Source organism: Mycobacterium innocens, assembly GCF_900566055.1.
GTDB lineage: Bacteria > Actinomycetota > Actinomycetes > Mycobacteriales > Mycobacteriaceae > Mycobacterium > Mycobacterium innocens.
The window spans coordinates 1-11,993 of the sequence record NZ_UPHQ01000075.1; the positions used below are offsets into that span (position 1 = coordinate 1).

Genomic DNA, 11,993 nt, shown 5'->3' on the forward strand with positions numbered 1-11,993 from the left:
TCCAGCGCCATCACCGCGACCGCGCCGGCGCCCTCGGCGATGCGGGCCTGCTCCGCGGTGACGACGTCCATAATCACCCCGCCCTTGAGCATCTCGGCCATCCCACGCTTGACCCGCGCCGTACCGGTCGCCGGGCTACCCGCATCATCCATGGTGTCTCCAATCTCCACTACAACTGCCATCGCGCGGCTCGTTCGGCTCGTGTCGCTACCGACAAGCAGCCAGTGCAAACGGCGGCGAAACCGTTACCGAACAACCCACAACACTGTGCAGCAGTAACACAAATCCGGTGCCTTCGGCGACTGCATCAAATCATAATATGGTAGGAATTCCGTGTTATCGATTATGCAATCCAATGAGCGCCGTTCGGCTTACCGGCAGCACGGTCGGTAGCAAAGAATCTTATGTGACCATTGCGGGATAAGCTCGCGGAGCACCGGAGGTCGGGATGGACGATAACTCCCAGGTCGTCGAACTTAACGACGACGAGTTGGCAAGGATGCGTGGCGAATACGGTCCGGAAAAGGACGGTTGCGACGATTTGGACTTCCACTGGCTCGACGCCGGCTGGCACGTGTTGCTCCGCCGGTGGATGAGCGATGCGCAACGTGCCGGCGTGATTGAGCCTAATGCGATGGTGGTGGCCACTGTTGCCGACGGAAAGCCGGTGAGCCGTTCGGTGCTCTGCAAATTACTGGATGAGTCGGGTGTGGTTTTCTTTACGAGTTACGCGTCGGAAAAGGGTCAGCAGCTCGCTGCGACACCATATGCGTCGGCAACCTTCCCCTGGTACGAGTTGGGCCGCCAGGCCCACGTGCGCGGTGCGGTCACCAAGGTCAGCGCCGAGGAGACTTTCGAGTATTGGTCCAAGCGCCCCCGCGGTGCCCAGCTGGGTGCGTGGGCATCGCAGCAGTCGCGACCCGTCGGTTCCCGCCCCGAGCTCGACGAGCAGCTCGCGGAGGTGACGCGTCGCTTCGCCGACCAGGACCAGATTCCGGTGCCGCCGCAGTGGGGTGGTTACCGTATCGCCCCCCACGTCGTCGAATTCTGGCAGGGCCGCCAGAACCGGCTGCACAACCGGATCCGCATCACCAACGGCCGGCTCGACAGGCTGCAACCCTGACTCGATATCAGCGGATGGTGGGCGTCGGCCCTTCGCGGGAGAGCGCGTCGATCGGTTTCCCGATGACGCGTCGTCGACGGTGATTCGGGGGACGAACACGCGCGTTCGCGGAAACAGCGGCCGCAGTAGGCTTCACCAGATGCGGGTAGGTGTGCTGGGAGCCAAGGGCAAAGTCGGAGCGACGATGGTGGCGGCGGTCCGGGCCGCCGAAGATCTGACCCTGTCGGCCGAGGTGGACGCCGGTGATCCGCTGAGTCTGCTGACCGACGGCAACACCGAGGCGGTCATCGACTTCACCCACCCCGACGTCGTGATGGACAATCTGGAGTTCTTGATTGCCAACGGGATTCATGCCGTGGTCGGGACCACCGGCTTCACCGCGGAGCGGCTGCAGCAGGTGGAGTCGTGGCTGGCCGACAAGCCGGAGACGGCGGTGCTGATCGCGCCGAACTTCGCGATCGGGGCGGTGCTGTGCATGCATTTCGCCAAACAGGCCGCCCGGTTCTTCGACTCGGCCGAGGTCATCGAGTTGCATCACCCGAACAAGGCCGATGCCCCGTCGGGCACGGCGACGCGTACTGCCATGCTGATTGCCGAGGCTCGAAAAGGCTTGCCGCCCAATCCCGATGCCACCAGCACCAGCCTGCCCGGAGCCCGTGGCGCCGACGTCGACGGCATCCCGGTGCACGCGGTGCGGCTGGCCGGGCTGGTCGCTCACCAAGAGGTGCTGTTCGGTACCCAAGGAGAGACGTTGACTATTCGGCACGACAGCCTCGACCGCACCTCGTTTGTGCCCGGGGTGCTGTTGGCGGTGCGTCGCATCGGGGAGCGCCCCGGCCTCACCGTGGGCATCGAGCCGTTGCTCGACCTGCAATGACGCGTCAGTGACGGGGCAATGACGGGCACGGCGCGCACCATGCGCATTCAGCTGCTGATCGCTTTCATGTGTGCGGCCATGCTGGTGTACTTCGTCCTGCTGGGCCGCATCGCTGTCACGCTGATCGGCTCGGGTCGAGCTGCCGCCATGGGCCTGGGACTGGCCCTGCTGCTCATGCCCGTCATCGGACTGTGGGCGATGATCGCCACCCTGAGGGCCGGATTCGCCCACCAGAAGCTGGCCAGGCTGATCGCCGACGACGGAATGGAACTCGACGTCAGCGCGCTGCCGCGACGGCCGTCCGGCCGCATCGAACGCGCCGCGGCCGACGCGCTGTTCGACATGGTGCGCGCCGAACTGCAAGACGACCCCGACGACTGGCGTCGCTGGTACCGGCTGGCCAGGGGCTACGACTACGCGGGGGATCGCCGCCGGGCCCGCGAAGCCATGAAAACGGCCCTGAGCCTGGAAAGGAGCCGCAGGCACGGCAATGACCAAGACCCTGCTCATCGTGCACCACACCCCGTCGCCGACCACCCGAGAGCTGCTGGAGGCGGTGCTGGCCGGGGCCAACGACCCCGAGATTGAGGGTGTCGACGTGATCGCCAGGCCAGCCCTGGCCGCAACGCTTCCCGACATGCTCGACGCCGACGGGTACCTGTTCGGCACCACGGCCAACTTCGGTTACCTGTCCGGGGCGCTCAAGCAGGATTTGGGCGAATACCCCGCTAATAGGGATAAGGCCAGCTAGTGCCGCGCCTGCTGATCGTGCACCACACCCCGTCGCCGCACTGCCAGGAGATGTTCGAGGCGGTTGTCGCCGGTGCGACCGACCCCGATATCGAGGGCGTCGAGGTCATTCGCCGCCCGGCGCTCACCGTATCGCCGGTCGAGATGCTGGAGGCCGACGGCTACGTGCTAGGCACGCCGGCCAACCTCGGGTACCTCAGCGGTGCCATGAAGCACGCATTCGACTGCGCCTACTACCAGCTCCTCGACTCGACGCGGGGGCGACCGTTCGGCGTCTACATTCACGGCAACGAGGGCACCGAGGGAGCGGAGCGGGGTCTGGCCGCCATCACGACCGGGCTGGGCTGGGCGCAGGTTGCCGAGACGGTGGTGGTGATGGGCAAGCCGACCAGGGCCGACGTCGAAGCGTGCTGGAACCTCGGTGCGACAGTTGCCGCTCAGCTCATGGGCTGATTGCTGATATCGCGTTGGGCTTCAGGGTGTTTGTGTTCGATCGGGCGGCTGGATGCCCCGTCGTCGGTCACTCGGCTGGTGCCCGTTCCATCACGTAGATCACGGCACCGACAGGATCCTCAAACATGCAGATCGTTCCCACCCCAGAAACGTGGTTGGGCGGTTCGAGCACCGTCCCGCCGAGGTCGGCCACTCGGGCCACGATCTTGGCCGCGTCGTCGACGGCGATGTAGGCAATCCATCGTGGCGGCGGGGAGCCGGCGCAGTCACTACGGTCTGTGGGTACACGGCAATAACGACACCGTCGGCGCCGCAGCGGCCCTCGTCAAGCTGGCGACCGGGTTGGGGGGCTCAGCCTGCCGTCGACGCCGCGGCGCGCGAGCGCGCCTACGAACTGGGGGCACGCTGGCGGCGAACATGATGGAATAAGGGCTGCGTCGACTGAAGCACCACGCTCGCCTGGAACTCGACTAGAACGGAATGCCTCAGTGGATTTTGGAGCTCTGCCTCCGGAGGTCAATTCCGCGCGCATTTACGCCGGCGCGGGCGCGGCGGGGCTGGTGGCGGCTGCGGCCGCGTGGAACGGCATGGCAGTTGAGCTGAGCACCGCTGCATCCTGTTTCGAGTCAATCGTCACCCGGCTGAGGACCGAGCCGTGGTTGGGTCCCGCCTCGCTGTCGATGGCCGCCGCCGCGCAGCCCCTCGTGGCCTGGTTGACCGAGACGGCCGAATCCTCGGCGGTTGCGGCGGCACAAGCCATGGCGTCTGCGGCCGCCTTTGAGGCGGGACGTGCGATGACGGTGGCCCCGGGCGAGGTTGCGGCCAACAGAGCCCAGTTGGCCGACCTGGTAGCGACAAACATCCTCGGGCAAAACATGCCGGCCATCGCGGCCGTCGAGGCACGCTACGGGGAAATGTGGGCACAAGACGCTGCGGCCATGTACGGCTATGCGGCCGCCTCCGCGGCAGCCGGCAGGTTGAACCCGCTGACCGGGCCGTCGGCCGTCACCAATCCAGCCGGAATCGCCGGCCAAGCCGCCACTGTCGGCCAGGCCGCCGCCGGGTCCGCGCAGCAGGCCGGTCTTAACGACCTGATCAGCAACCTGCCCAACGCCGTTATGAGCCTCGCCTCCCCGGCACGGTCGGAGGCCCAGGTGTCGGGGCTGAATGCGGTCTTGTCCTACCTCGCCAAACCCAATCCGTTGTTCGTCGATCACGCATGGCACGGCGTCTCGGGCGTAATGGCGGACTTTGGGATGGCCTTGATCACTAGCAACGACGGGGCCGACGCCGCTACCGAGGTCACCGCCAGCGGGGTGGGTTCGGTTGCCGCCGCGACAGCCGCACCGGCGGTCGCGGTTACCTCTGCGGGCGTCGGCGCAACACCGATCGTCGCCGGTTTGGGCACTGCGCCCGCGGTCGGTCGGCTGTCGGTGCCGGCGAGCTGGTCTACCGCCGCACCGGCGGTGACCGCCGACATCGCCTCGGCCGGCACCGGGTGGGCGGTTCCGGAGGAGGACGCAGCGATCGCGGCGGTGCCGCCTGCGCCTGGAATGGTCGTAGCCGCCAACGGCGCAGGCGCCGGCGCAGGCCTGCGGTACGGAGTCAAGCCGACCGTTATGCCCAGGCATGTGTTCGGCTGATCCGGGCCCACGGAAACATCCGGGCGGGTCACCAGGTGTAAGGGCGTGGTCGACTTGACGATTACCCAGGCCCGGACCACGTCGTCAGCCGTGCCTACGGTGTGTGGGGACAAGGCAACAACGACACCGTCGGCGCCGCAGTCGCCGTCGTCGAACTGGAGTGACGTGGAGTGATCAGGTGCCTGACGTAATCGAGATTCCCAGGAACCACAACCCGTTCCCGCGGACGGGGATCCGCCTCGATCGCGCCGGCGTCCCGCACTACGACGAGATCCCCCCCACCCTGCTGGACATGCTTGCCGAGCAGGTCGACCGTCGCCCCGACAGTGAAGCCGTGGTCGAGCTCGACGCCGCGCGGCTGACCTACCGGCAGCTGTGGGATCGTGCTTCGCGAGTCGCCGGCGGACTACGGGCGGGTGGACTGAGCGCTGGCGACCGGGTGGCCGTGCGGTATCCGGCGGGAGTCGATTGGGTGCTGGCGTTCTGGGGCACCGTGATGGCCGGTGGCGTTGTGGTGCCGGTGAACACCCGCTCCACCCAGCCGGAGGTCGACTTCGTTTTGTCCGATGCCGGGGCCCGGATCGACCTGAGCGCGGATACGGCATTGCCCGACGGCGACCCGTTCGTGACCGAACAACTCGGCCCATCCGATGTGGCGGCGCTGTTCTACACCTCGGGAACCACCGGCCATCCCAAAGGTGTGCCGACCACCCACGAGGCATTCGTGACCAACACCGAGAACGGGGCCAGATGTCTCGGGCTGTCACCAGATCTCGGTGACGAGCTGCGCACCCTGATTTCGGTGCCGCTGTTCCACGCGACCGGCTGTAACTCGCAGCTGCTGGCAGCCGCCCGCGTCGGCGGGGCGTCGGTGATCATGCCCGCACTCAACATCGACCAGTTGCTCGCGACACTTCCCGCCGAGCGCATCTCGCTCCTGGTGACGGTTCCGGCTGTCTACTCGTTAGTGCTGCGGCACAAGGGTTTTCCCGGCACCGACGTCTCCTCGGTGCGTTGGGTCGGCTACGGGGGTGCGCCGATCGCCCCGTCATTGGTGCGCTCGGTCAAGAACGCGTTTCCGCAAGCAACGGTGTTCAACGGATACGGCATGACCGAGTCGGCCTCCCTGATGACGGTGCTGCCGGATTGGGATGCGGCCGAACACGCCGACTCGGTCGGTTATGCGGTTCCGTCGGTGGATCTCGGGGTGGTTCCGTATCGCGGCGACGACCCCGACCCGGGCGAGATGATGGGCGAGTTGGTGGTCCGGGGGGCGAACGTGACCGCGGGCTACTGGAACCGGCCGGAAGCGACCGCGGCCACGATCGTCGACGGCTGGTTGCATACCGGCGACGTGGTACGTGTCGACGACGCGGGCCGAGTGCACATCGTCGATCGGCTCAAGGACATCATCAACCGGGGCGGCGAGAATGTCTCCAGTGTTGAGGTCGAATCCGCGCTGCTGTCGGCCCCCGGCGTCGCCGATGCTTGTGTGCTGGGGGTGCCTGACGACGTCATGGGGGAGAAGGTCGGCGCGGTGCTGTATGCAGGAGCGGACCCGATCGACGTGACGGCGGTGCTCGAACACTGCCGCCGGCAACTGGCCGACTTCAAGGTTCCGCAGTACGTCACGGTGGTGACCGAAGCGCTGCCGCGCAACGCCGGCGGCAAACTGCTCAAGGGCAAGCTCCGCGAACAGGTCCGGTGGGGCTCGCCGGTGCATTGACCGGCGGTTGGCGCCGTCGCCGCACAGCGTAGAAATGTGCGCCACGCCTCTCATTTCGATGCCGCTGGTCACCGGAAGATGTCACGCTCGACAGGACAGTGTTAGCACTGCCGGCGTTCGCGTTAAGAAACCGTAACGGGACTCATCGTTGACGTCTTTGGATTGCGACGGCGGGAGTGTGGATCACTAGCCTTATCCTCAACGCACAGACACTGTTCAGCAAATAACCAGAAGCTGTCCAGCAAATCCACAGGAAATGGCCGCCGCAACCGGTCGGCATATTTCGAAACACGAGGAGCACAGATGTCATTCCTGACGACACAGCCAGACGAACTGGCCGCCGCGGCGGGCAAGCTGCAGACCATCGGCGCGGTGATGGACGCGGAGAACGTCGCCGCGGCAGTCCCGACCACGGGTGTGATACCGGCGGCAGCCGACGAAGTGTCGATGCTGCAGGCGTCGATGTTCACCGCCTACGGGAGTTTGTACCAGCAGATCAGCGCCGAAGCCGCGGCTATGTACGACATGTTGGTGAATACCCTCGGCGTCAGCGCCGGGACCTATGCGGCCGCCGAGGCGGCCAATTCTTCTGCGGCGGCCTCGCCCTTGTCGGACCTCCTCGGGGCGCTGCTGCCCAGCCAGACTCCCGGATGGATCACGGATCTCGCCAATATCTTCAACATCGGGACCGGCAACTGGGCATCGGCCGCGTCGGACTTGCTGGCGTTGGGCAGCGGTGCGCTTCTGCCGACTGTCGCGGAGGCCGTCGGAGCCGACGCCGCCGAAGCCGTGGGCGGCGCCGCCGGCCTGGCACCGGCTGCCGCGGCCGAGGCCGCGATCGGCGCGGCGCCGATCGCCGCCGGGCTGGGCCAGGTGTCCTCGATCGGCGCGGCCGCACCGCCGACCTGGGCGGGGACGGCCACCTTGGTGTCGAGCACGGAAGTCGGCACGCTGCAAGGTGCCGGCTGGACCGCCGCCGCACCGCAGGCGGCGCCGGGCGCCGTCATTCCCGGCATGCCGGGATTGGCGTCGGCGACGCGCAACAGCGCCGGCTTCGGTGCCCCGCGCTACGGCGTCAAGCCCATCGTCATGCCGAAGCCGGAAGCCGTCTAGAGCACCTGCATCCGATACGAACCGGACCAAACCACAAGGAGTGGGATAACAAATGGATTTCGGAGCTTTACCCCCTGAGATCAACTCCGCACGCATGTACGCCGGTGCGGGGGCGGCACCCATGATGGCCGCCGCCGCGGCCTGGAACAGGCTGGCCGTCGAGTTGAGCACCACGGCCGCCTCGGTCGAATCGGTGATCACCCAGCTGACCACCGAGCAGTGGTTGGGTCCGGCGTCGATGTCGATGGCAGCCGCGGCCCAGCCGTACCTGGCCTGGCTGACCTACACCGCCGAATCCGCCGCCCATGCGGGCTCGCAGGCCACCGCGTCCGCGGCCGCCTTCGAGGCGGCCTTCGCCGCGACCGTGCCGCCGGCTGAGGTTGCGGCCAATAGGGCGCTGCTGGCGGCGCTGGTGGCGACGAACATCCTGGGCCAGAACACACCCGCCATCGCGGCCACCGAGGCGCACTACGGCGAAATGTGGGCGCAGGACGCGTTGGCGATGTACGGCTACGCGGCGTCGTCGGCGGCCGCCGGGACGTTGAACCCGCTGACCACGCCGTCGCGGATCGCCAACCCGGCCGGGCTGGCCGCGCAGGCGGCTGCGGTGGGCCAGGCCGCCGCGGCCGGCACGGCCCAGCAGGTGGGGCTGGCGAATCTGATCACCAACGTGCCCAACGCGGTCATGGGGCTGGCGTCGCCGGCCGCGTCGGTTTTCGACGCGACGGCCCTGGGCGGAATCATCGATGACCTGCTGGGCAATACGTTCGTGCAGAACGCCATCAACGGCGCGGTCAACACCGCAGCGTGGTTCGTCATGGCCGCCATTCCCAACGCGGTCTTCCTGGGACATGCCATGGATGCCGTGAACGCCACGGGCGGGGCTGCAGCCGCCGCCGAGCTGGCTCCGGCCATCGCGGGACCGGCGGCCACGACGCACGCCGTGGCACCCGTGGGCGCGGGCTCGGTCCTGGCCGGCATGGGCCAGGCGTCCGCGGTCGGCAAGTTGGCGGTGCCGGCGAGCTGGTCCAGTGCCGCTCCGGCGTTGCCTTCGGGCACCACGGCTTTGGAGGGCAGCGGCTGGGCGGTACCCGAGGAAGCCGGACCGGTCACCGCGATGCCCGGCGGGCCGGGGATGGCCGCCGCGTCCAAGGGCGGCGGTGGTTACGCCGGGCCACGGTACGGCTTCCGGCCGACCGTGATGCCCAAACAGGTCGTCGTCTGATCCGACCGGCCGGGCCGTAATGTGGCCGGTATGTGGTCGCGCGTCATGATGGCCGGGGTGTCCGAATGAGCCTGCTGATCGCGAACCGGGGCGAGATAGCGCTTCGAATCATCCGCACGGCAACAGAATTGGACATCCCCACGGTGGCGGTTTACGCCGCGGACGACGCCGACAGCCCATACGTGCACGCGGCCGACCAGGCACTTGCCTTGCCCGGCAACGGTATCGACGCCTACCTCGACGCCGCGGCCATCCTGGCCGCGGCCCAAGCGTCCGGCGCCGAGCTGATCCACCCCGGCTATGGGTTCCTCAGCGAGAACCCGGAATTCGCGCGGGCCTGTACGACCGGCGGGTACACGTTCGTGGGACCCGACGCCGAGGTGCTGGAGTTGGTCGGGAACAAGTCTGCGGCCCGCGCGGCCGCCGTCGCCGCCGGGGTGCCGGTGCTGGCCGCGACCGAAGGTCCCAGCAGCCTCGGCGATATCCATGAATTCTTCGCCGCTCAGGCCGGCGGCGGGATCATGATCAAGGCGCTCGCCGGTGGTGGTGGCCGGGGCATGCGCAAGGTGACGAGCGCCGGCCAGATCGATGATGCCTACCGTCAGTGCGCCGCGGAAGCGCAGCTGGCCTTCGGCAACCCGGCGGTATTCGCCGAGGCATATCTGGGTGCTGCACGGCATCTGGAGGTGCAGGTCATCGGCCAGCCACCGCATGCGCTGGCGCTGGGCGATCGTGACTGCAGCATCCAGCGGCGTTACCAGAAGCTGGTCGAAATCGCTCCCGCCCAAGGCCTTTCGAATAGCCTGCGCCGTGACTTACATCGGGCCGCAACCGTGCTCTGCGCCGGCGTCGGGCTGTGCGGACTGGCCACCGTCGAATTCCTGGTCTCCGCTGAGGAATTCGTCTTCTTGGAGGTCAACCCGCGAATCCAGGTTGAACACACCGTCACCGAGGAGGTGACTGGACTGGACTTGGTGGCGCTGCAGCTGGCCATCGCCGGCGGTGCATCCTACGACGAGCTGGGGTTGCCAGCCGGGATTTCCTGCGAGGCAACCACAGTCGCCGGTGATCCCGCCACGGCACGGGGTATCGCGATCGAGACCAGGGTCAACGCTGAAACCATGGCGGCAGCTGGGTCCGTCCTACCCGCAGCGGGCACCCTGACGGTCTTCTCACCCCCGAGCGGCCCCGGGGTCCGGGTCGACACTTATGGCCGGGCGGGGCTGTCAGTGAGCCCACGCTATGACTCGCTGCTGGCCAAGGTCATCACCCACGTATCCGGGTCATCCTTCGGCGCGGCGGTGCGCAAGGCGCGCACGGCGCTGTCGGAGTTCAGCATCGAGGGCGTCGCCACCAACCTGGCGTTTCTGCAAGAACTCTTGTCGGACAACAAGGTTCAATCAGGCATCGTCACGACGAGTTTCGTCGACGAAAAGCTGCCCGGCCTGGCGGCGGCCGCGCTGTCTCACCGGCACGCCCATCGGGTGGCCGCGGTCGAGCTTTACCCGGGTGAAGAAGCGTGCGTGCCCAACTGGCCGGCACGGTGGTGGACGTCGCGCCCGAAGGTAGCGAGGTGGGCGCCGACGGGCAGTTGGTGGTGCTCGAGGCGATGAAGATGCAGCATGTCCTGGCCGCTCCGGATGCGTTGCGGACGGTCCGCAATCTGGTGTCGCCCGGTCAGGTGGTCGCCACCGGCGACCCGCTGCTGGTGTTCACCCGCACCAATGTTGTCGATGGTGGATCATCAACTGCCGTCGTCGATCTGGGTCGACCGCGAGCCGACCTCGACCAGGTCCGGCAGCGTCATCGGCTAACCCTGGACGAGGGCCGGGAAGCCGCGGTGGCCAAACGGCACAAGCAAGGTCGGCGCACCGCACGAGAGAACATCGCCGACCTGGTCGATCCCGGCAGCTTCGTCGAATACGGTGCTCTGGCGATCGCCGCGCAGCGCAGCCGGCGCTCCGAGGAGGACCTGATCGCCAACACCCCGGCCGACGGCCTGGTCGCCGGCGTGGCCACCATCGGCGCGGATCGGTTCGGCTCGGCCGCCGCACGAGCGGTCGTCGTGTCGTACGACTACACCGTGCTCGCCGGGACCCAGGGCATGCGCAACCATGCCAAGACCGACCGCGTCTTCGACCTGGCCGTGCGAAACCGCTTGCCGGTGGTGCTGTTCGCCGAGGGCGGTGGGGGCCGGCCCGGCGACACCGACGTCGGTGGCCGGGCCGGGCTCGACGTGCCGACGTTCCGGGTGCTGGCCGGTCTCTCCGGCCGGGTGCCGTTGGTGGCCATCGTGTCCGGTCGGTGCTTCGCCGGCAATGCCGCCCTCGCCGGGGTGTGCGACGTGATCATCGCGACCCCGGACGCCAATATCGGCATGGGCGGCCCGGCGATGATCGAAGGCGGCGGGCTCGGCGTCTACCCACCGGAGGCGATCGGACCGATCGAGGTACAACGGCGCAACGGCGTGGTGAGCCTGGTCGCCCACGACGAGGCGCGCGCCGTTTCGCTGGCCAAGCAATATCTGTCGTATTTCCAGGGCAGCGTCGACAGTTGGGCGGCACCCGACCCGCGACTGTCCCGGCATGTGGTGCCGGAGAACCGGTTACGCGCCTACGACGTCCGCCGGGCGATCGAGTCCGTCGTCGACGTCGACTCGGTGCTGGAGTTGCGTCGCGACTACGGGGTCGGCATCCTGACCGCGCTGGTTCGCGTCGAGGGTGCGGCTTACGGGCTGATCGCCAACAGCAGCCATCATCTGGGCGGCGCCATCGACGCCGAGGCGTCGGACAAGGCCGCCGACTTCCTCGCGCTGTGCGAGTCGTTCCGGCTGCCGGTGATCTCGCTGTGCGATACCCGTTGCGAGTGAGTGATCTTTAGTGGTCACGCGACTCGCACCCCATTTCGGGGTTGTTCGGCAGCCTTGCGGCTGCGTCCCTTCCGCGCTTCACAGCCACCGGCCGGGCCAGGCCCGGTCTTACGGTCGGCTCCACGCTTGACGGCGGCCCCAACTGGGCCGACGACGCTAAGGATTTCCGCGTAGCGTGCGAGGTTGATCGCGGCGTTGTCATCACGTTGGTGTG

7 protein-coding genes and 6 pseudogenes are annotated in these 11,993 nt (G+C 67.7%); 11 read left to right on the top strand and 2 right to left on the bottom strand.

The annotated features are described in order from the left end of the window. Window positions 1–152: pseudogene (locus tag EET03_RS08980) on the bottom strand (pyridoxal 5'-phosphate synthase lyase subunit PdxS); the annotation flags it as partial. Window positions 153–448: 296 nt separating this feature from the next. Between EET03_RS08980 and pdxH the strand changes: the two are divergent. The 11 genes and pseudogenes from pdxH to EET03_RS09040 form a co-directional block, all read left to right on the top strand. After that, entirely contained in the window at window positions 449–1,123 is a 675-nt protein-coding gene (gene pdxH, locus EET03_RS08985) for a pyridoxamine 5'-phosphate oxidase (RefSeq protein ID WP_075541400.1), read from the top strand. Window positions 1,124–1,262: 139 nt separating this feature from the next. Beyond that, window positions 1,263–2,000, top strand: coding sequence for a 4-hydroxy-tetrahydrodipicolinate reductase (gene dapB, locus EET03_RS08990; protein ID WP_075541399.1), 738 nt, complete (start codon window positions 1,263–1,265; stop codon window positions 1,998–2,000). Window positions 2,001–2,018: 18 nt separating this feature from the next. Further along, window positions 2,019–2,489: pseudogene (locus EET03_RS08995) on the top strand (hypothetical protein); the annotation flags it as partial. A gap of 1 nt (window position 2,490) precedes the next feature. Continuing rightward, window positions 2,491–2,730: pseudogene (locus EET03_RS09000) on the top strand (flavodoxin family protein); the annotation flags it as partial. Window positions 2,731–2,750: 20 nt separating this feature from the next. Further along, on the top strand, window positions 2,751–3,203 hold the full coding sequence (locus tag EET03_RS09005) for a flavodoxin family protein (RefSeq protein ID WP_099194084.1): 453 nt from the start codon (window positions 2,751–2,753) through the stop codon (window positions 3,201–3,203). Window positions 3,204–3,691: 488 nt separating this feature from the next. After that, window positions 3,692–4,846 (top strand): PPE family protein, encoded by a 1,155-nt coding sequence (locus EET03_RS09015; protein ID WP_075541398.1) that lies wholly within the window; start codon window positions 3,692–3,694, stop codon window positions 4,844–4,846. 62 nt (window positions 4,847–4,908) lie between these two features. Then, window positions 4,909–4,995, top strand: a pseudogene (locus tag EET03_RS09020) (flavodoxin); the annotation flags it as partial. 29 nt (window positions 4,996–5,024) lie between these two features. Then, window positions 5,025–6,572, top strand: coding sequence for a class I adenylate-forming enzyme family protein (locus EET03_RS09025; RefSeq protein ID WP_075541401.1), 1,548 nt, complete (start codon window positions 5,025–5,027; stop codon window positions 6,570–6,572). A gap of 303 nt (window positions 6,573–6,875) precedes the next feature. Further along, complete coding sequence (locus EET03_RS09030; protein ID WP_075541397.1) at window positions 6,876–7,685, top strand: PPE family protein, SVP subgroup; 810 nt, start codon at window positions 6,876–6,878, stop codon at window positions 7,683–7,685. 52 nt (window positions 7,686–7,737) lie between these two features. Then, a complete protein-coding gene (locus tag EET03_RS09035; RefSeq protein ID WP_075541396.1) occupies window positions 7,738–8,910 on the top strand; it encodes a PPE family protein in 1,173 nt (390 codons plus the stop codon). A 65-nt stretch (window positions 8,911–8,975) separates the two neighbouring features. Beyond that, window positions 8,976–11,767 (top strand): annotated as a pseudogene (locus tag EET03_RS09040) (ATP-binding protein); the annotation flags it as partial. 26 nt (window positions 11,768–11,793) lie between these two features. Here EET03_RS09040 and EET03_RS09045 read toward each other — a convergent pair. Beyond that, a pseudogene (locus EET03_RS09045) lies at window positions 11,794–11,993 on the bottom strand (IS607 family element RNA-guided endonuclease TnpB); the annotation flags it as partial.

Excerpts from the sequence above, each read along its gene's own strand:
- EET03_RS09030 (WP_075541397.1), top strand. The coding sequence starts at position 6,876 with ATGTCATTCCTGACGACACAGCCAGACGAACTGGCCGCCGCGGCGGGC.
- pdxH (WP_075541400.1), top strand. The coding sequence starts at position 449 with ATGGACGATAACTCCCAGGTCGTCGAACTTAACGACGACGAGTTGGCA.
- EET03_RS09035 (WP_075541396.1), top strand. The coding sequence starts at position 7,738 with ATGGATTTCGGAGCTTTACCCCCTGAGATCAACTCCGCACGCATGTAC.
- dapB (WP_075541399.1), top strand. The coding sequence starts at position 1,263 with ATGCGGGTAGGTGTGCTGGGAGCCAAGGGCAAAGTCGGAGCGACGATG.